This window comes from Streptomyces sp. NPDC006430, assembly GCF_040612395.1.
Lineage (GTDB): Bacteria > Actinomycetota > Actinomycetes > Streptomycetales > Streptomycetaceae > Streptomyces.
The window spans coordinates 162,781-182,553 of the sequence record NZ_JBEXQA010000008.1; the positions used below are offsets into that span (position 1 = coordinate 162,781).

Here is a 19,773-nt window from a genome sequence, read left to right on the forward strand (position 1 = left end):
GCGGGCAGGGCCGTCGGGGAGCAGACCGTCAGACGGTCAGGACGATCTTGCCGGTGGTGCGGCCGAGCTCGCCGATCTCGTGGGCCTTCGCGGCCTGCGCCAGCGGCAGCACCGTGTCGATCAGCGGCTTCAGCAGGCCCTGCTCGACCAGGGCCGCGATCTCCTCCAGGCCCTTCAGGTCCGGCTCCACGATGACCCAGGAGGCCTGCACGCCCTGCGCGTCGGCCGGGAGGCCGTCCGGGCCGGGCAGGGTCACCAGGTGGCCGCCCGGCTTCAGCACCTTCAGCGAGCGCTGCCCGTGGTCACCGCCCATGGCGTCGATCACGACGTCCACGTCCGTGACGGCGTCCTCGAAGTCCGTGGTGCGGTAGTCGATCAGCTCGTCGGCGCCCAGCTCGCGCAGCACCTCGTGCTTGCCCGCGCTCGCCGTACCGATCACGTACGCGCCTCGGGCCTTGGCGATCTGCACGGCCAGGTGGCCGACACCGCCGGCCGCCGCGTGCACCAGCACCCGCTGTCCGGCGGTGACCCCGGCCGTGTCCACCAGCGCCTGCCAGGCGGTCAGCGCCGCCAGCGGCAGCGCGGCCGCCTGTACGTGGTCGAGCGAGGCCGGCTTGCGCGCGAAGTGCCGGGCGGGACCGGTCACGTACTCGGCGTAAGCGCCGGCCTGCTGCGGGAAACGGGGCATTCCGTAGACCTCGTCGCCCACCCGGTGGAAGGTCACGCCCGGTCCGACGGCCGCGACGGTGCCGGAAACGTCCCAGCCGACCTGTGGTACCGGCCCCCACGGGATGAGGGCGCCGGAGGCCCGGGTCTTCCAGTCGACGGGGTTCACCCCGGCCGCGTGGACCCGTACCAGGATCTCTCCCACGGCCGGCTCCGGCCGCTCCAGCTCGGTCTCGGCCAGTACCTCGGGCCCGCCCCACTGGCTGACGACGACGGCGCGCATGTGTTTCTCCTCAGGTGTGTTCCGGTGCTGCTGTGGAACCAGCTTCGGCGCCGGGACGCGCTCGCAGTGTTGGCCGGGCAGCCACCCTGTGACAGGATCTGGCCATGCACCGGATTGCCGTACTCGCCCTCGAAGGGGTCCCTCCGTTCGAGCTCGGGATCCCCTCCCGGGTCTTCGGCAACGCCTACGACGAGGCCGGGAACCGCCTCTACGAGCTGACCGTCTGCACCGCCGACGGACAGCCCGTGACCAGCGACGCAGGATTCACCGTCGGTGTCTCGGCGGGCCCCGAGGCCCTCGCAGCGGCCGACACCGTGATCATCACGCCCACGCACTCCATGGACGAGCTCGCGCAGGGCGCGCCCCTGCCGCAGGCGCTGACCGATGCCCTCGCCGCGATCAGGCCCGGCACCCGGATCGTCTCCCTCTGCACCGGCTCGTACGTCCTCGCCGCCGCCGGACTGCTCGACGGCCGGCCCGCCACCACGCACTGGGTGCACGCGCCCGAGTTCCAGCGGGGCTTCCCGCGCGTCCGGCTCGACGAGGAGGTCCTCTTCGTCGACGACGGCGACATCCTCACCTCGGCGGGCGTGGCCGCCGGCGTCGACCTCTGCCTCTACCTGATCCGCCAGGACCACGGCACCGCCGTCGCCAACCGCGCCGCGCGGCTGTGCGTCGTACCGCCCTGGCGGGACGGCGGGCAGGCCCAGTACATCGACCGGCCCGTCCCCGAACCCACCGTCGCCACCACCACCGCCACCCGTGCCTGGGCCCTGGAGCGCCTCGCCGAACCCCTCACGCTGGCCGAGCTCGCGGCGCACGCCCGGATGAGTCTGCGGACCTTCACCCGACGCTTCCGTGACGAGGTGGGCATGACGCCGGTGCAGTGGCTCACCGGACAACGCCTCGAAGTCGCACGTCACTTGCTGGAGTCCAGCGACCTGTCGGTCGACCTGGTCGCGCACCGGGCGGGCTTCGGCTCCGCGAACTCGCTGCGCCAGCACATGCGGGCGTCGCTGGGCGTCTCGCCGATCGCCTACCGCCGCACCTTCCGGCTCGCGCCGGCATGACCTCCCGGGTCATCGCCCTCCGGGTGGCCCGCTGTCAGGATCGGAGCAACAGCCCGCAACGCCGGGCCGATCGACGACAGGGGAGCAGAGCATGACCGCGTACGCCATCGCCCACATACGCCCCGACACCCTGAACGAGGACGTCCTGCGCTACATCGAGGAGATCCAGGCCACCATGGACCCCTTCGAGGGGCGCTTCCTCGTCCACAACGCGGAGGTGGAGGTCAAGGAGGGTCCCTGGCCCGGCACGGTCGTCGTCCTCGGTTTCCCGGACATCGACCGGGCCCGCGCCTGGTACGCGTCCCCGGCCTACCAGGCCCTGGTCCCCCTGCGTACCCGGCACGTCCCGGGCGAGGTCATCCTGGTGGACGGCGTCCCGGCGGGCTACGACGCGTCGACGACCGCCGCCGCGCACCGCGAGGCCCTAGGGCTCTGACCGATCCACCCGCGCCGGGGGCGTATGGCCGCCACGGCGCGGCCCAGCCCAGCGGGTCAGCCAGCGGGTCAGCCAGCCGGTCAGCCAGCCGGCCCGGCCCTGTCCGACACCGGCGACCTGCGAGCATGGGCACATGGCTACTCACCTGATCACCGGTGCCGGTTCCGGCATCGGCGCCGCCGTCGCGGCCCGGCTGCACGCCCGCGGCGACGACCTCGTCCTCCTCGCCCGCGACGCCGCCCGCGCCAAGGAGCTCACCGCCCGGTACCCCGGCTCCCGCGCGCTCGTCGGGGACCTCGCCGACCCCGACCGGCTGTCGTGGGCCTTCTCCAAGCAGGCGATTCCGGAGCGGATCGACTCGCTCCTGCACATCGCCGGGATCGTCGACCTCGGCCCCGTCGGCGAGCTGCGGCCCAAGACCTGGCACCAGCAGCTCAACGTGAACCTGATCGCCCCCGCCGAGGTCACCCGGCTGCTGCTGCCCACCCTGCGGGCCTCCCGGGCCACCGTGGTCTTCGTGAACTCCGGCGCCGGTCTCAACGCCCACGCCGACTGGAGTGCGTACGCCGCCTCCAAGCACGGGCTGAAGGCGCTCGCCGACGCGCTGCGCGCAGAGGAGAAGCCCCACGGCATCCGGGTCACCTCCGTCTACCCGGGGCGGACCGCGACCGCGATGCAGGTCAAGGTGCACTCCCAGGAGGGCAAGGAGTACGACCCGGCCCACTGGATCGACCCCGAGTCCGTGGCGACCACGATCGTGATGGCCCTCGACCTGCCCCGCGACGCCGAGGTCAACGACCTGACCGTGAGGCCCGGCCGATGACCGCCGCAGCCACCGGCGTCGGTTCCCTCCCCGGCGGCGACGCCCGGGAGGCCGCCAAGACCGTCACCGGGTCCTTCGAGGACTTCCCGTACCTCCCCGAGCTGCCCGCCCGCGGGCCCGGCGCGGACATGATCGGCCGCTCCCTCGGGCTGCTCGTCGAGATGTACGCACACGTCGAGCCCAGCGGTTGGCGGATCAGCGACCGCCCCGGCCGCGACACGAGGCGTGCCCGGTCCTGGCTCGGCGAGGACCTGGACGCCCTGGAGGAGTTCACCCAGGGGTACGAGGGCAAGCTCAAGATCCAGGTGGTCGGGCCGTGGACGCTGGCCTCCGCCCTGGAACTGCACGGCGGCGAGGCCGTGCTCCAGGACGCCGGAGCCTGCCGCGACCTGGCCGGGTCGCTCGCGGAGGGGCTGCGCGAACACCTGGCCGACGTGCGCAGGCGCATCCCGGGCGCCGAGGTCGTGCTCCAGTTCGACGAGCCGTCGCTCACCGCGGTGCTGCTGGGCCGGGTGCGGTCCGCGAGCAAGTACCGCACCTATCGGGCCGTGGACCGCCAAGTGGTCGAGGGCACCCTGCGCGAGCTGTTCGCCGTGCACGACGGTGAGGTCGTCGTCCACTCCTGCGCTCCCGAGGTGCCCTTCGGTCTGCTCCGCCGGGCCGGCGCCACGGGCGTCTCGTTCGATTTCTCCTTGCTCACCGAGCGCGAGGAGGACGCCATCGGGGAGGCCGTCGAAGGAGGCGCGAAACTCTTCGCCGGAGTGGTGCCGGGCACTGATGCCCCGTTGTCGGACCCTGCCGGTAGCGTCATGGGTGTCAGGAAGCTTTGGCGCAGGCTGGGGCTGGCCCCGGGGACCCTCGCGGAGTCCGTGGTGGTCACTCCGTCGTGCGGTCTGGCGGGTGCTTCGCCCGCTTATGCCCGCGCGGTGCAGGCGCACTGCGTCAGGGCGGCGAGGTCGCTCGCCGACAACCCTGAGTGATGTGAGAGACGGGGCCACGGGAGGACACGGCATGGCAGCCGAACAGCAGGACACGGCAGTACCGACGGCGGTGCGCGAGCAGCACGGGCTGCTGGCCGAGCAGGTCGAGGAGCACCGCTTCCGGTACTACGTGAACGACCAGCCGGTCGTCAGCGACGCCGAGTTCGACCAGCTGCTGCGCTCGCTGGAGGCGCTGGAGGAGCAGTACCCGGAGCTGCGCACGCCGGACTCCCCCACCCAGAAGGTGGCGGGGGCGTACCTGACGGACTTCGCGTCCGTCGAGCACCGCGAGCGCATGCTCTCCCTCGACAACGCCTTCGAGGACGAGGAGTTGGCGGCCTGGGCCGAGCGGGTCGCCCGGGACGTCAATACCCCCGACTTCCACTTCCTGTGCGAGCTCAAGGTGGACGGTCTGGCCGTCAACCTCACCTACGAGAAGGGCCGTCTCACCCGGGCCGCCACCCGTGGCGACGGCCGCACCGGCGAGGACATCACGCCCAACGTCCGTACCATCGCGGAGATCCCGGACCGTCTCACGGGAGAGCGCATCCCCGAGCTGGTCGAGATCCGCGGCGAGGTCTTCTTCCCGATGGAGAAGTTCGAGGAGCTCAACGCCCGACTCGTCGAGGCGGGCGAGAAGCCCTTCGCCAACCCGCGCAACGCGGCGGCCGGTTCGCTGCGCCAGAAGGACCCGAAGGTCACCGCCACCCGCCCGCTGCACATGGTGGTGCACGGCATCGGCGCGCGCGAGGGCTTCGACATCGACAACCTCTCGCACGCGTACGAACTGCTCGGCGAGTGGGGCCTGCCCACGGCCCGGCACAACAAGACGGTGTCCTCCCTCGACGAGGTCCGCGCGTTCATCGCCTACTTCGGCGAGAACCGGCACTCGGTGGAGCACGAGATCGACGGCGTCGTCGTCAAGCTCGACGAGATCCCGCTCCAGGGCCGGCTGGGCTCGACGGCCCGGTCCCCCCGCTGGGCCATCGCCTGGAAGTACGCCCCCGAAGAGGTCAACACCAAGCTGCTGGACATCAAGGTCGGTGTCGGCCGCACCGGTCGCGTGACTCCGTACGCGCAGGTGGAGCCGGTGACGGTGGCCGGGTCGGAGGTCGAGTTCGCGACCCTGCACAACCAGGAGGTCGTCAAGGCCAAGGGCGTGCTCATCGGAGACACGGTGGTCCTGCGCAAGGCCGGCGACGTCATCCCCGAGATCCTCGGCCCGGTGGTGGACCTGCGCGACGGCAGCGAGCGGGAGTTCGTCATGCCGGCGGAGTGCCCCGAGTGCGGAACGCCGCTGCGACCGATGAAGGAGGGCGACATCGACCTCCGCTGCCCCAACGGTCGCACCTGTCCCGCCCAGTTGCGCGAGCGACTGTTCTACCTGGCCGGCCGTCAGAGCCTGGACATCGAGAACTTCGGCGCGGTGGCAGCAGCCGCCCTCACCAACCCGTTGGAGCCGGCCGAGCCCCCGATGCGCGACGAGGGCGATCTGTTCGGCCTCACCATCGAGCAGCTGCTGCCCATCAAGGCGTACGTCCTGGACGCCGACAGCGGGCTGCCCAAGCGCGATCCGAAGACCGGCGAGGAGAAGATCGTCACGGTCTTCGCCAACCAGAAGGGCGAGCCGAAGAAGAACGCCCTAGCCATGCTGGAGAACATCGCAGCGGCCAAGGACCGCCCACTGGCCCGTTTCATCAACGGTCTGTCGATCCGCCACGTGGGCCCCGTCGCCGCGGAGGCCCTGGCGCGCGAGTTCCGTTCGATCGAGCGGATCGAGCAGGCCACCGAGGAGGAGCTGTCCGCGACCGAGGGCGTGGGGCCGATCATCGCGGCGGCGGTCAAGGAATGGTTCGCCGTCGACTGGCACCAGGAAATCCTGCGCAAGTGGCGGGAGGCCGGGGTCCGGATGGAGGAGGAGGGCTCCGGTGAGGAGGAGGGTCCGCGTCCGCTGGAGGGCCTGACCGTCGTCGTCACCGGCACTTTGCAGAGCCACACGCGAGACGGAGCGAAGGAGGCCTTGCAGAGCCGCGGCGCGAAGGTGACCGGCTCCGTCTCGAAGAAGACCTCCTTCGTCGTGGTCGGCGAGAACCCGGGATCCAAGTACGACAAGGCCGTGCAGTTGAAGCTGCCGATCCTCGACGACGCGGGCTTCGCGGTGCTGTTGGAGCAGGGCCCCGATGCGGCGCGCGAGGTGGCGCTCCCGGTGGACGACGGGGCCGGAGCGGAGTAGTACCCCGTAAGGAAGTGCACCGCGGGAGTAGCGAAGGCGAACGGATGCATGGCGTGCGGCCGTACGGGCGGGCGCACGCCAGGCGCAACAACGGGTAGTAAAAGGCTGGTACAGGGCTGTTCGTGGGGTGGTGACCTGTCGGATCATCGGATGGGTGACCCGAGGGTCCTGGTCCAAACTCACCCGTTCGGCGGATACCGTACTGATGAGGATGGCTGGGTCGCATTCGGGCAACCGCCGCCGACCGCTGCCCCTGGGAGCCTCTCGCGTCCTACTGTTGAGGGGTGCGCCTGTCGTGCACGGCTGCGTGATGCGATTCCAGCCGTGATGGCATGACTCGGGGCCATCGCGTGACATCGGCATTGCCGGCTGTGAGAGGTACGGGCATGAAACCCACCGAAAGCGCCGACCCGTCACCTGATTTCGGCGGGGAGATCCCGTCCATGCGGACGGGCCGGCTCGGCGTCCTGGGTGCCAGGACGCCGGACACCCACCCGCTCGACACCAGCGCGGGACCGTGCGGACCGGGGCAGCGCACCGTGCTGCCCTTCGTCCTCGTGGGCCTGTCCGCCGTGGTCCTCGTGGCCGGCATCGTCTTCGCGCTGAGTGACCGTCATGCCCTGTTCCCCGGTGGCTCGGTCGGCTGGGCACTCGCCCTGCTGACCGGCATCATCGTCGGCCACCTGGTCGCACTGGGTCGGGACCGATGGTGGGGCGGCACCGGATCGGGCGCGGCACTCACCCTCGGCGTGCTCATCCTCTACGGCTGGGTCCCCGCGGGACTCGTCTCGCTCGCCGTGGTCTCCCTGGTCGGAGCCGCCCGCCGGCACCGCTGGCGGCAGGGATTGCTGCACGGCGCCACCGACATCCTCGGCATCGGTGCGGGAGCCCTCGTACTCGCCGCGTTCGGCCAGGGGTCGACCGTAGAGACCCCGTGGCGGCCCGCCACCTGGGGGCTGGAGGCGGTCCCCGAGATCGTCCTGGTGGCCGTGACCTACCTGCTGGTCACCCGATTGCTCCTGTGGCTCGCGCTGAACCCGCGCGGGAGCGGCCTGCCCACCGCCGCCCGCACGGCCCTGCTCCGACAGGCGTTAGTAGCCGTCGCCCTGCTCGGCATCGCGCCGCTGATCTGCGTGGTCGCGGTGGCGCAGCCGATCCTGCTGCCGCTGTTCGCCGTACCGCTGATCGCCCTGGACTCCACCCTGTGGATCGCCCGGGCGCGCGCCGAAGAGCAACTGCGCGATCCGCTGACCGGTCTGCCGAACCGGCAGTGGCTGCTGGAGCGAGCCTGGTCCGCCCTGGACGAGGCTGAACGTTTGGGCACCCGGTCAGCTCTTGTGTTGATCGACCTGGACCGCTTCCGTGCGGTCAACGACACGCTGGGCCACCTGGCGGGCGACCGGCTGCTGCTCCAGATCGCCGACCGGCTGCGCCAGGCCCTGCCCGAGGACGCCGAGGCCGCCCGCCTGGGCGGCGACGAGTTCGCCGTCCTGCTGCCCGTCGCCGACTCCACCACCAGCGCCCAGCGCGTGGCCCGCCACCTCGTCGCCGAGCTCAGCTCACCCCTCGACCTGGACGGCCTCACCCTCGTCCTGGAGGCCAGCGCCGGCCTCGCCGTCTTCCCCGACCACGCCCTGGACGCGGAGGGACTGCTGCGGCGCGCCGACGTCGCGATGTACCAGGCGAAGCGGGACCGCACGGGCGTGGAGGTGTACGAGTCCAAGCGGGACAGCAACACTCCCGACCGGCTCGGCCTCCTCGGCGACCTGCGGCGGGCCCTCGACGCAGGCGAAGTGGAACTGCACTACCAACCCAAGGTCCGCTTCGACGGCCAGGTGGCCGGGCTCGAAGCCCTGGTGCGGTGGGTTCATCCGGAGCGGGGGCGGGTGTCGCCGGACGAGTTCATCGCCATCGCGGAGACCTCGGGCTTGATGCCGCACCTGACCGAGTACGTACTGGAGACGGCGCTGGCCCAGGTGGCGCGGTGGCGGGCGCAGGGCCTGAAGGTCCCGGTGGCCGTCAACGTCTCGCCGCGCGACGTCCACACGCCCGGCTTCGCGGGGGCGGTCGCGGCGCGCCTGGCCCGGCACGGAGTTCCGGCCAGCGGTCTCCAGCTGGAGATAACGGAACACGTCCTGCTGGAAGACCCGCAGCGGGCGGCCGACACGATGGCGGGCCTGACCGGCCACGGCGTCAAGATGTCGCTGGACGACTTCGGCACGGGCTACTCCTCCCTCGTGCACCTGCGGCGGCTCCCGGTCAGCGAGCTGAAGATCGACCGTTCGTTCGTGGCGCGGCTCGCCGTGGACGCGCAGGACGCGGAGATCGTGCGCTGCACGGTGGACCTGGCGCACTCGCTGGGGCTGCTGGTCGTCGCGGAGGGCGTGGAGGACGACGAGACCTGGGAACGCCTGCGCGACCTGGGCTGCGACGCCGTCCAGGGCTGGCTGGTCGCGGCTGCCATGCCCCCGCAGGAGGCCACGGCCTGGCTCCTCGCCCGCGGCGAACGCGGCTGGCGTCGCCCGGCGGACATCACCGCGGAACTCGCGGCCTCCCCGACCCCGGCGGACACCCCGGCCCCGTGACCCGGTCGGCGGCTGCGACGCCCGCCCCCGGAGCCGGTCGCATTCCGTAGCCGACCCCGCACTCGGCGGAGCGTTCCCCCTCTCAGGGGGGACGCTCCCACCGGAGATCTCGCCCTGCTCGCCGGTCAGCCGTGCTCCCCGCCCGCGCAGCGATGGAATAAGCGTTGCGCTGGTAGGCGGCAGAGCCCTCTAGGATTGGGCCAAAACCCGGATTCACCAACCCCAGAGGATCGCTGCATGCCTGGCATCACGCGCGAGGAGGTCGTCCACCTCGCTCGGCTGGCGCGCCTTGAGCTGTCCAGCACTGAGCTGGATCACTTCGCCGGACAGCTCGACGACATCATCGGCGCGGTCGCCCGCGTTTCCGAGGTCGCCGACCAAGACGTCCCGCCGACCTCCCACCCGCTGCCGCTGACGAACGTCATGCGCGCGGACGAGGTCCGACCGTCGCTCACCCCCGAGCAGGCGCTTTCCGGCGCTCCCGCCCAGGAGCAGCAGCGTTTCAAGGTGCCGCAGATCCTGGGGGAGGACTAACAACCATGACTGACCAGATCATCAAGCTCACGGCAGCCCAGACCGCCGAGAAGATCGCCTCCGGCGAACTCACGGCCGTCGAGGTCACCGAGGCCCACCTGGCCCGCATCGACGCGACCGACGAGAAGGTCCACGCCTTCCTGCACGTCGATCGCGAGGGCGCCCTCGCCCAGGCGCGTGCGGTCGACGCCAAGCGCGAGCGTGGCGAGAAGCTCGGCCCGCTGGCCGGCGTGCCGCTCGCCCTCAAGGACATCTTCACCACCGTCGGGATTCCGACCACCGTGGGTTCGAAGATCCTCGAAGGCTGGATCCCGCCGTACGACGCGACCCTGACGCGCAAGCTCAAGGAAGCCGACGTCGTCATCCTCGGCAAGACCAACATGGACGAGTTCGCCATGGGGTCCTCCACCGAGAACAGCGCGTACGGGCCCACCGGCAACCCGTGGGACCTCACCCGCATCCCGGGTGGCTCCGGCGGCGGCTCCGCGGCCGCCCTGGCCGCCTTCCAGGCCCCCCTCGCGATCGGCACGGACACCGGCGGTTCCATCCGCCAGCCCGCCGCCGTCACGGGCACGGTCGGCGTGAAGCCCACGTACGGCGGGGTCTCCCGCTACGGCATGGTCGCCTTCTCCTCCTCCCTCGACCAGGGCGGGCCCTGCGCCCGTACGGTCCTGGACGCGGCGCTCCTCCACGAGGTCATCGCCGGCCACGACCCGCTGGACTCCACCTCCATCGACGCCCCGGTCCCGCCGGTCGTCGAGGCGGCACGCAGCGGCTCCGTCGCCGGCATGCGCATCGGTGTCGTCAAGCAGTTCGCCGGTGAGGGCTACCAGGCGGGCGTCGTCCAGCGCTTCAACGAGTCCGTCGAGCTCCTCAAGGAGCTGGGCGCCCAGATCGTCGAGCTGGACTGCCCCTCCTTCGACCTCGCGATGGCCGCGTACTACCTGATCGCGCCGTCCGAGTGCTCCTCGAACCTGGCCCGTTTCGACGCCATGCGCTACGGCCTGCGCGTCGGCGACGACGGCACCAGGTCCGCCGAGGACGTCACCGCCCTGACCCGCGAAGCCGGCTTCGGCGACGAGGTCAAGCGCCGCGTCATCCTCGGTACGTACGCGCTGAGCTCCGGCTACTACGACGCCTACTACGGCTCGGCCCAGAAGGTCCGCACGCTCATCTCCCGGGACTTCGAGAAGTCCTTCGAGCAGGTCGACGTGATCGTCTCCCCGACGACCCCGACCACCGCCTTCGCGATCGGTGAGCGCACCGACGACCCGCTGGCGATGTACCTCGCGGACCTGTGCACCATCCCGACCAACCTGGCCGGCAACTCCGCCATGTCGCTCCCCTGCGGCCTGGCACCGGAGGACGGTCTCCCGGTCGGTCTGCAGATCATCGCCCCTGCGATGAAGGACGACCGCCTGTACAAGGTCGGTGCCGCCGTCGAGGCCGCCTTCGTCGAGCGCTGGGGTCACCCGCTGCTAGAGGAGGCTCCGTCGCTGTGAGTGGTAGCGCACTGTCCAAGGCCAAGGGCTTCAAGAAGTCCAAGTCCGGTACGTACCTGTCGATCGGCACCACCGCCTTCGGTGCCATCAGCGTGATCAAGCAGGCCCGCAAGGCCCGCACCGAGCACGACACGCTGAAGCTCGTCGACGCCGTCGTGTCCGCCGCCGCCATCGTCACCGGTCTCGCGATCCTTTTCCGCGAGCTGAAGCGCCTGGGCGACGACGACGTCCTGCTGGGCTGAGAGGGAAAGTTTCACCGTGACCACCTTCACCGAACTGCTCTCGTACGAGGCCGCTCTCGCCTCGTTCGACCCCGTCATGGGCCTTGAGGTCCACGTCGAGCTCGGCACCAAGACCAAGATGTTCTGCGGCTGTTCCACCGAGCTGGGCGCCGAGCCCAACTCGCAGACCTGCCCGACCTGCCTCGGCCTGCCCGGCTCGCTGCCCGTCGTCAACGCGATCGGCGTCGAGTCGGCCATCAAGATCGGCCTCGCGCTGAACTGCGAGATCGCCGAGTGGTGCCGCTTCGCCCGGAAGAACTACTTCTATCCGGACATGCCGAAGAACTTCCAGACCTCCCAGTACGACGAGCCCATCGCCTTCAACGGCTACCTCGACGTCCAGCTGGAGGACGGCGAGATCTTCCGCGTGGAGATCGAGCGCGCCCACATGGAGGAGGACACCGGCAAGTCGTTGCACGTCGGCGGCGCCACCGGCCGCATCCACGGCGCGTCCCACTCCCTGCTGGACTACAACCGCGCCGGCATCCCGCTCATCGAGATCGTCACCAAGCCGATCGAGGGCGCCGGCGAGCGGGCCCCCGAGGTCGCCAAGGCGTACGTCGCCGAGCTGCGCGAGGTCATCAAGGCCCTCGGCGTGTCCGAGGCCCGGATGGACAAGGGCCAGATGCGCTGCGACGTGAACCTGTCGCTGCGCACCAGCCCCGAGGCGCCCTTCGGTACCCGCTCGGAGACGAAGAACGTCAACTCGCTCCGCTCCGTGGAGCGGGCGGCCCGCTTCGAGATCCAGCGCCACGCGGCCGTGCTGACCGCCGGCGGCTCGATCGTGCAGGAGACCCGGCACTTCCACGAGGAGGACGGCTCCACCACCGCCGGCCGCATCAAGGACAACGCCGAGGACTACCGGTACTTCCCGGAGCCCGACCTGGTCCCCGTCGCCCCCGCCCGCGACTGGGTCGAGGAGCTGCGCGCCGGCCTCCCCGAGATGCCGCGCGTGCGCCGCAACCGGCTCCGCGAGGAGTGGGGCGTCAGCGAGCACGACATGCAGTCGATCCTCAACGCGGGCGCGGTGGACTCCATCGTCGCCACGGTCGAGGCGGGTGCCGACTCGACCGCCGCGCGCAAGTGGTGGATGGGCGAGCTGGCCCGCAACGCCAACGAGCAGGGTGTCGTCGTCGACGAGCTCCCGATCACCCCGGCCCAGGTCGCGCGCGTCGCGGCCCTGGTCGCGGCCGGCGAGCTGAACGACAAGCTGGCCCGCCAGGTCCTGGAGGGCGTCCTCGCCGGCGAGGGCACCCCGGACGAGGTCGTCGAGAAGCGCGGCCTGAAGGTCGTCTCGGACGAGGGCGCGCTCGGCGCGGCCGTGGACGAGGCGATCGCGGGCAACGCCGGCATCGCCGACAAGATCCGCGGCGGCAAGATCGCCGCCGTCGGCGCCCTGGTCGGAGCGGTCATGAAGACCACCCGCGGCCAGGCCGACGCGGCCCGCGTCAAGGAACTCATCCTGGAGCGCCTGGGCGTCTCGGAATAGTCCCGCTCATTGCGTCGGCGGCCCCGCACCGAACGTCCGGTGCGGGGCCGCCGACGTACGGTGCCCGGCCGTCAGCGGGTGAGCTGCGGGGCGGCGATCACGACCGTGCCGTTCTCGCAGCCCATGTCCACCTTGACGCGCAGCCGCAGGGCCCCGGTCACGTCCACCGACGTGGTCACCGGCTTGCCGAGCTCGACGAGTTCGGAGAAGGCCGCGGGTTGGCCGTCGAGCGAAATGCTGACGCGCCCCTTCTGCTGCGTGGAGCCGTCGTCGATCCCGGCGGTGAACTCCAGGTGCTTCCACTCGCGGTTGAGGTCGAACTCGGCGATCGCCTCGTCGTTGCAGTCGGGCTCCGCGATGAAGGCGGCCCCGTACTGCTTGGTGTTGATCTTCGCTGCCCCGATCTTGAAGTTGCCCAGCCCGGACACGGGCGTCATGACCGTCAGATCGGCTGCCTTGATGTGCGCCGCGATGCCCGCCGGGTTGGTACCCGTGGCGGTGGCGGTGGGGTCGGCCGTCGGGTCCGCGCCCTCGCTCTGCGACGGAGTGGGCGAGGAGGCCGGGGACTCCTCCTCCTGTGTCGCCGTGTTGGACGCCGCACTGCTCGCCCGGCTGCCCGAGGCCCCGTCCGCGCCCTTGTCCTCGTCATTGTTCAGCAGCTGTACGCCGATCACGGCGAGCGCAGCGATGACCAGCACGGCGGCGGCCGAGCCCAGGGCCAGCCCGGACCGGCGCTTCTTCGACCGGCCGGGCTCCGGGGGCGGGGTCGTTTGCAGCGGGTACGTCGGCGCGTACGCGGCGGTCAACGGATCGGAGGCCGGTGTCTGAGGCGGTGCCTGGACCGGAGCCGGAGCCGGAGCCGGGGTCGCAGCCGGAGCCGGAGCCGGGGTCGCAGCCGGAGCCGGCGTCGCATCTGAAGTCGGTACCGGAGCCGGCGCCTGGGTCGGGGGCGGAGCCGAGGCCTGAGTCGCAGCGGGGGCGGGGGCGTGGACGGGAGGCGGTCCCGCGGGCTGCGGCGGCACCACCGGAGCGGCGGCCGGCTTCGGCGGGACCACGTCCTGTACGGTCGCGGCCCGCTGCGAGGTGGAGGTGGTCGTGGAGACCATCGCCTGCCGGACGTCCTTCATCCAGCCGGCCAGGCTCACCGGCCGCTCGGCGGGATCGCCCGCGTAGATGGCGGTGATCCGCCTGCGCTGCTCGGCGTCCAGAATGATGATCTGCGGCAATGCGGCCATCGCCCGGGCCAGCTGTTCCGGTGAGCTGGGCGGCGACTCGCCACTCAGCAGGAAGTACGCGATGGCCCCGAAGGCGTACCGGTCGGTGCCCGGGGTGCGCTTGCCGTCGAAGACCTCGGGAGCCGCGTACCCGGGGGTGAACCACACCTCGGCCGTCTGGTGGTCGGCGGTCAGCTTGCTGAGGCCGAAGTCCACGAGGGTGGCCTGCCCGTGCTCGTCGACCATGACGTTGCCGGGGGAGAGGTCCCCGTGGATGACCTGGCGCCCGGACGGGGTGGCCTTGCCCGAATGCAGCCAGTCCAGTACGTCGGCCAGCTGTTCCAGCGTCCGCATCACCTCGCGGCGCTCGGCGGCCGTGGCGAGGGTCCGCTCGGCCCGCCAGTCGCGCAGGTCGAGCCCGTCGACGTGGTTCATGACGAGCACCAGGGACCGCCCGGAGAGGGTTCCCGACTCTCCGGGCCGGTGGATCGGCGGCCCCTCGAAGTGCTCCCGTACGCCGACCACGCCCGGTCGGTGGACGAAGCGCAGCAGTTCCGCCTGCTCGTTCCACTTCTGGCTGATCCGGTCGAAGACTTCGGGCGTGATGGTCGTCTTGGAGTCGAGCACCTTGACGACCACCGGTTCGCAACCGCCCGCGAGCTCGATCTCGGCGAGGTAGAGCACGGCCTCCCCGCCGCGCCCGATCGCCCGGAGCAACCGGTACCGGTCCGCTGCCGCGTCCGGTCCGATGTGCAGATTCTGGCTGGTCAATTTCCCCCCAGCAGCACTGGTGTGAGTGGGGATCAGTTTGACGTGGCCGGAATCACAGGGTCAATCGGAATGGTCAGTTTGCCGCGGACAGGAAGGCGTTCCAGAAGGCGGGGGTGACGGTCAGTACGGGGCGTCGGCGACCTTGGAGTCCCGGACGTGTACGGCGGCGGGGTGCGTGGCGACCTCGACGCAGTCGCCACCCGCATCTCCGCGGTAGCTCGACTCGAACCAGGCCCGGTTGGCGTCATGACGGATCGTCCTTACAGCGCCCGTACAGAACCCGCGTACGGGCTACTGCGGGGCGTCCAGGAACGCGAGGCGGGCGGGCTTCGCCGGGAGGTGGACCTCCGGGAGGTCGATCTCGGGGAGTTCGACCTCCGGGCCCAGCACGAAGCCGGTCCGCTCCAGCAGGGCGACGGCCTTGTCGTTGCGGGCGTCCGGCTCCGCGACGATGCGCCGGGCGCCGCTGGAGAACACGTACGTGAGGAAGGCGGTCATCAAACCTGCCGTGAACCCCTTCTCGGCTACCCCCTTGCTCGGGCCGATCAGCAGGTGCACGCCGACGTCCCCGGGGCGGACCTCGTAGCACTCGCTGACCCGGTCCTCGGCGCAGTCGTACGTCTGCAACAGCGCGGCCGGCACCCCGTCGCGGTGTGCGAGGAAGGCGTGGTGCGTGGTGCGGCGGTCGAGGTCCTCGTAGATCTCCTGGACGAGTTCGCGGCTGGCCCCGCCCATGCCCCAGAAGCGGGCCCGTTCCTCGGTGACCCACGTGTGGATGAGCGCGGCGTCGGCGGCCGGGTCGACGGGCCGGAGGGTGACCGTGCCGAAGCCCTCGACGGATTGGGTGTGGACGGGCCGGCGGGCGGAGGTGGTCATACGGATTCCTTGGTGAGGCGGGCCCAGTCGGTGACGACGGGAACGAGTTCGCACCGCGCCCACAGGGGGAGCTGGTCGCGGTGGTGGGGCGAGCCGGTGACGCCGTCCGCACCGAGCGGGACCGCCCAGAGGCTGTCCTCGCGGCGGGCCAGGTCCCAGACGTAACGGGCCGCCGATGCGCGGGCGGTGAGGTCGGTGAAACCCGGGACGGAGGAGGTGGCGTTCACGCAGTCGTGGTCGCCGCCGAGGCCGGGCCACTCGGCGTCCGGGCCCGGGAGCGCCGACCAGGGTGTGAGCCGGTGCACCTCGGACCAGGCCGTGTCGGGGCCGGCTGCCGCGGCGGTCTCCTCCAGGGCGGCGCGGACGTGCGCGATCCGGTCCAGACCGGGGAGCAGCGGGGTGGTCAGGAGGCCTTCGAGGGCGTAGCCGACGCGGGGGACCAGGTACAGCCAGGGGTGGAAGACCTCGGGGCCGTCCGGGGCGCCCGCCAGCTCCGCGAAGACGGGGTCGGCGGCGAAGCGGCGCACGGTCGCGGTCCGGAAGGCGGCGAAGACTGTGGCGTCGGTGGACTCGGCCGCCATGTGCCGGTCCCAGGCGAGGAGCCGGGCGCGGAGCGCTTCCGCGGCCGGGGACAGGCCGTCGAGCGCGGGCAGCAGGGCGAGCAGCGGAGCGGCCGAGGCCAGGTACGTGTCGCGGTGTACGTAGGCCATCGCCTTCGGGGACCAGTTGGCCGAGCCGGAGAGCAGCTCACGGATGCGGTTGGCGCGGTGCGGGGGAGCGAACTCCACGCCGAGCGGCGAGGCGATCCCGCGTGCGTTGGCCATGACCGCGAAGCCCTGCACGGGCTCGACGGGGGGCTCGGCCCAGCCCTGCCAGGCGTACCGCGGCTCCCAGGCGGGCACCGGGCGCAGCCGGTTGGTCCGGTGGCGCAGCGGGACCGCGCCGGCGACACGATGCAGCAGACCGCCCTCGGTGTCGGCGGCGTGGACGACGTTGACGGGCTCGGCCCAGCCGTCGAGGGCGCGGTCGATGTCGGCGACGGTGCGGGCCCGCAACAGGGCGGGGAGGACAGCGAAGCCGAGGTCGCGGCGGACGCGGGGCGGGTAGCGCAGCGAGAGGGCGGTCCCGTCTTCTCCTTCACGGACGACGACGGGACCGCGGGCGGTCTCCAGTACCTCGACCTCGACCGGGTCGGCCCCGGCGACGATGAGGGTCTCGGTGTGCCGGTGGACGGGTTCCCACCTGCCGTCGGGGCCCAGGGCCTGGATGGCCTGGACGGGCCCGCTGGTGCGCAACTGCTCGACGTACAGGTCCTGGTAGTCGGCCATGGCGTTGGTGATGGCCCAGGCGGCGCTGCCGGTGTGGCCGAAGTGGGCGAGGCCGGGAACACCGGGGACGGCCAGGCCGAGGACGTCGTACTCCGGGCAGGAGAGACGTACCTGCTGGTAGACGCCCGGGTCCTCGATGAACCGGTGCGGGTCGCCCGCGATGATCGCCGCTCCGGTGGCGGTCCGGTCGCCGGGGACCAGCCAGCCGTTGCTGCCGGCGGTGCCGGGGCCGTCGGTGGCGAAGAGGGTGACGGCCTCGTCGCCGAGGGCGCGGGCCACGCGGTCGCGCCACAGCTTGGTGGCGAAGCCGGCGAACAGGATGTGGGTGGAGATCCAGATGCCGAGCGGAACCCATGGCTCCCAGGCGGTGGGGGTGTGACCGGTGCGCTCGAAGCGGTCGTCGCGGTCGGCCCCGGCCCGGAGTCCGTCGTTGACGCCGTCGACGTAGGCCCGGACCCAGGAGGCGGTCTGCGGGTCCAGGGCCTCGTAGCAGCGCAGGGCGGTGTCGTCGAGACGGCACTGACGGGCGAACCGGTCCCAGGCGACCGAGTCCGGGCCGAGGAACGCGGCGCTGGAGCCCTGGGCGCGGTGCCGTTCCACCTCCAGCTGCCAGGCGCGGTCGAGGGCGGTGGTGCGGCCCTGGGCGTAGGCGAGGCGGTCGGCGTCGGGGGCCCGGAGGTGGGGGACGCCCCAGCCGTCCCGATAGAGCTCGAAGTCGTCCGCGTTGATGTCCAGGCTCACACTCATCCCCCATGGCTTAGGTTAGGCTGACCTAACTATAGGGGTGGGGTGGGGGTGGTTCAGGCGCCGGTGGTCCCGTCGATGGCCTCCCTCAGGAAGTCGGCGTGGCCGTTGTGACGGGCGTACTCGTGGATCAGGTGCAGCATGACCAGGCGCAGCGAGGCCTCTTCCTTCCAGCTGGTCACATATGCCGTCACGTCGAGGGACTCGGCGGCGGCCTCGATCAGCCGGGCGTGTGCGACCTCGGCCTCCCAGGCGGCGAACGCCTCCTCGCGGGTGGAGCCGGAGGCGTCGTAGGCGGCTTGGAAGTCGTGCGCGTCGGACCAGACGTGCGGCAGCTGCTCGCCGTTCACGGTCCGCCGGAACCAGTGCCGCTCGACCTCTGCCATGTGCCGCACCAGGCCGAGCAGGCTCAGCGTGGACGGTGGCATCGAGGCGCGTCGCAGCTCCTCGTCCGTGAGGCCTTCGCACTTCCAAGCCAGGGTGGCCCGGTGGTAGTCGAGGAACGCGCGCAACGTTTCGCGCTCGTTCCCGGTCAGGGGCGGTCCGATGCGTTCCATGAACGGGATCCTGCCGGGTGGGGGAGCCGAGCGGAAGAGGCCCCGACCCGGGGCGCAGCCGGGACCGGGGGCCGCCCTGGGGCGCGGCCCTCCGCGGGCGGGTCCGTCCTCCTCACGCCGTCCACACGTACGGCGTCGTCACCCCCAGGACTGCGAAGCCCAGCCGTTCGAGGATCGGCCGGCTGTCCTCGGAAGCGTCCACCTGGAGGTAGCGGATGCCGCGCTCCGCCGCGAGCCGGGCCCGGTGGGCCACCAGCAGGCGGTAGATGCCCCTGCCCCGCCACTCGGGCACGGTGCCGCCGCCCCAGAGGCCCGCGAAGGAGGTCCCGGGGCGCATTTCGATCCGGGCTGCGCTCACCGGAGTGTCCCCGGCCATCGCGACCACCGCCGCGATGTTGTCCGGCTCCTCCCGCAGCAGCGTGAGCACCAGATGGCGGAGCCGCGACTGCTCCGTGCCGAAGGCCCTCGTGTGGGCCTCCATCATCAGGTCCACACCCGCCTCGTCCGTCACCACCCGCAGCTCGATCCCCTCCGGCGGGTCCACCGGCAGCGCGGCGAGCCGGTCCGCGCGGCCCACCATCAGCGTCTCGGGCGGCTCCGCCGCGAAGCCCGCCGCACGCAGCCGCTCCCCGAGATCGGCCGGTCGGTCGTGCTCGTACAGCTTCCACTCGAAGTCCGACGCTCCCTGCTCCCTGAAGAACGCGATCTGCGCCGCGATCTCCGCATCGGCGGTCTCCTCGTCGAGGTCCGACCAGAGCACGCAGTTCCATCCGTCGCCGGGCGCGCTCTGCCGCAGGGCCGTTCCCGTCCGGTCGACCCGGACGTGCGGTGCGTCCGGCAGTGCGTCGCGGCGCATCTCCCGGTCGTACTCGGCCCGTACCTTGAGGAGTTCATCGAGATCCATCGTCATCCCGCCAGCTCACCAGCCACCCGCACGTCCGCACAACTGCATTAGCCTCACCCCGTGAACGACGACTCCATCTACACCGGCAAGGCCGCCCCCGATGCCGCCTCCGACCGAGGCTGGCTCCTCGGGCACTTCAAGGACGCCGCCGATCCGCGCCACAGCACGGACGTGGAGATCAAGTGGGGCGTGCACCCGAAGGGCGATGAGCGCGCGCAGTGGGTCCGGGGGGAGGAGCGCACCGCGCTCCAGGTGCTGATCAGCGGACGCTTCCGGCTGGAGTTCCCGGGCAGGACCGTCGTTCTCGCCGAACAGGGGGACTACGTGGTCTGGGGCCGCGGAGTCGACCACTCCTGGTACGCGGAGGAGGACGCGGTGGTCCTCACCGTCCGGTGGCCCTCGATCCCGGGCTACCGGGCCGACGACTCGACCGCGGAGGCGATCGACCTGCCGACCGGATGACCAAGGTTCCGGCACCGCTACGCAGCCTGTGACGA

General features: G+C 71.6%; 17 protein-coding genes and 1 pseudogene. 11 read left to right on the plus strand and 7 right to left on the minus strand.

Annotated features, from left to right (window positions below; translation table 11 throughout):
• Nucleotides 1-28 precede the first annotated feature (28 nt).
• Nucleotides 29-949 (minus strand): NADP-dependent oxidoreductase, encoded by a 921-nt coding sequence (locus tag ABZZ20_RS15055; protein WP_356869836.1) that lies wholly within the window; start codon nt 947-949, stop codon nt 29-31.
• A 104-nt stretch (nt 950-1,053) separates the two neighbouring features.
• Here ABZZ20_RS15055 and ABZZ20_RS15060 point away from each other — a divergent pair, with 104 nt between their 5' ends.
• The 10 genes from ABZZ20_RS15060 to gatB all read left to right on the plus strand — a co-directional run bounded on the left by ABZZ20_RS15060 (nt 1,054) and on the right by gatB (nt 12,882).
• On the plus strand, nt 1,054-2,019 hold the full coding sequence (locus tag ABZZ20_RS15060) for a helix-turn-helix domain-containing protein (protein ID WP_356869837.1): 966 nt from the start codon (nt 1,054-1,056) through the stop codon (nt 2,017-2,019).
• A 91-nt stretch (nt 2,020-2,110) separates the two neighbouring features.
• Nucleotides 2,111-2,455 (plus strand): DUF1330 domain-containing protein, encoded by a 345-nt coding sequence (locus ABZZ20_RS15065; RefSeq protein WP_356869838.1) that lies wholly within the window; start codon nt 2,111-2,113, stop codon nt 2,453-2,455.
• Between the two features lie 133 nt (nt 2,456-2,588).
• Entirely contained in the window at nt 2,589-3,278 is a 690-nt protein-coding gene (locus ABZZ20_RS15070) for an SDR family oxidoreductase (RefSeq protein ID WP_356869839.1), read from the plus strand.
• On the plus strand, nt 3,275-4,258 hold the full coding sequence (locus ABZZ20_RS15075; RefSeq protein ID WP_356869840.1) for a methionine synthase: 984 nt from the start codon (nt 3,275-3,277) through the stop codon (nt 4,256-4,258). The genes ABZZ20_RS15070 and ABZZ20_RS15075 overlap by 4 nt, the downstream gene beginning before the upstream one ends.
• 31 nt (nt 4,259-4,289) lie before the next feature.
• Nucleotides 4,290-6,491 (plus strand): NAD-dependent DNA ligase LigA, encoded by a 2,202-nt coding sequence (ligA, locus tag ABZZ20_RS15080; protein ID WP_356869841.1) that lies wholly within the window; start codon nt 4,290-4,292, stop codon nt 6,489-6,491.
• Nucleotides 6,492-7,030: 539 nt separating this feature from the next.
• The gene (locus tag ABZZ20_RS15085) at nt 7,031-9,076 is read left to right on the plus strand and encodes a bifunctional diguanylate cyclase/phosphodiesterase (RefSeq protein WP_356869928.1); all 2,046 of its coding nucleotides are present in this window, start codon (nt 7,031-7,033) and stop codon (nt 9,074-9,076) included.
• 237 nt (nt 9,077-9,313) lie between these two features.
• The gene (gatC, locus tag ABZZ20_RS15090) at nt 9,314-9,610 is read left to right on the plus strand and encodes an Asp-tRNA(Asn)/Glu-tRNA(Gln) amidotransferase subunit GatC (protein ID WP_267012058.1); all 297 of its coding nucleotides are present in this window, start codon (nt 9,314-9,316) and stop codon (nt 9,608-9,610) included.
• 5 nt (nt 9,611-9,615) lie between these two features.
• Entirely contained in the window at nt 9,616-11,112 is a 1,497-nt protein-coding gene (gene gatA / locus ABZZ20_RS15095; protein WP_356869842.1) for an Asp-tRNA(Asn)/Glu-tRNA(Gln) amidotransferase subunit GatA, read from the plus strand.
• Nucleotides 11,109-11,354, plus strand: a complete 246-nt coding sequence (locus tag ABZZ20_RS15100) for a hypothetical protein (protein WP_356869843.1) — start codon at nt 11,109-11,111, stop codon at nt 11,352-11,354. The genes gatA and ABZZ20_RS15100 overlap by 4 nt, the downstream gene beginning before the upstream one ends.
• A gap of 16 nt (nt 11,355-11,370) precedes the next feature.
• Nucleotides 11,371-12,882: an Asp-tRNA(Asn)/Glu-tRNA(Gln) amidotransferase subunit GatB gene (gene gatB / locus ABZZ20_RS15105; protein WP_356869844.1), complete on the plus strand. Its 1,512-nt coding sequence runs from the start codon at nt 11,371-11,373 to the stop codon at nt 12,880-12,882.
• Between the two features lie 71 nt (nt 12,883-12,953).
• Here the strand turns inward: gatB and ABZZ20_RS15110 are convergent, their stop codons facing one another.
• The 6 genes and pseudogenes from ABZZ20_RS15110 to ABZZ20_RS15135 form a co-directional block, all read right to left on the minus strand.
• Entirely contained in the window at nt 12,954-14,867 is a 1,914-nt protein-coding gene (locus ABZZ20_RS15110; protein ID WP_356869845.1) for a protein kinase, read from the minus strand.
• A 73-nt stretch (nt 14,868-14,940) separates the two neighbouring features.
• Nucleotides 14,941-15,098, minus strand: a pseudogene (locus tag ABZZ20_RS15115) (DUF397 domain-containing protein); the annotation flags it as partial.
• Nucleotides 15,099-15,158: 60 nt separating this feature from the next.
• Nucleotides 15,159-15,743, minus strand: coding sequence for a GNAT family N-acetyltransferase (locus ABZZ20_RS15120; RefSeq protein WP_356869846.1), 585 nt, complete (start codon nt 15,741-15,743; stop codon nt 15,159-15,161).
• A complete protein-coding gene (locus ABZZ20_RS15125) occupies nt 15,740-17,818 on the minus strand; it encodes a penicillin acylase family protein (RefSeq protein ID WP_356869847.1) in 2,079 nt (692 codons plus the stop codon). Before ABZZ20_RS15125 ends, ABZZ20_RS15120 begins: the two co-directional genes overlap by 4 nt.
• 53 nt (nt 17,819-17,871) lie before the next feature.
• Nucleotides 17,872-18,372 (minus strand): DinB family protein, encoded by a 501-nt coding sequence (locus ABZZ20_RS15130; RefSeq protein ID WP_356869848.1) that lies wholly within the window; start codon nt 18,370-18,372, stop codon nt 17,872-17,874.
• Nucleotides 18,373-18,484: 112 nt separating this feature from the next.
• Nucleotides 18,485-19,276: a GNAT family N-acetyltransferase gene (locus ABZZ20_RS15135; RefSeq protein WP_356869929.1), complete on the minus strand. Its 792-nt coding sequence runs from the start codon at nt 19,274-19,276 to the stop codon at nt 18,485-18,487.
• Between the two features lie 60 nt (nt 19,277-19,336).
• Between ABZZ20_RS15135 and ABZZ20_RS15140 the strand changes: the two genes are divergently transcribed.
• The gene (locus ABZZ20_RS15140; RefSeq protein ID WP_356869849.1) at nt 19,337-19,738 is read left to right on the plus strand and encodes a signal peptidase I; all 402 of its coding nucleotides are present in this window, start codon (nt 19,337-19,339) and stop codon (nt 19,736-19,738) included.
• Nucleotides 19,739-19,773 lie beyond the last annotated feature (35 nt).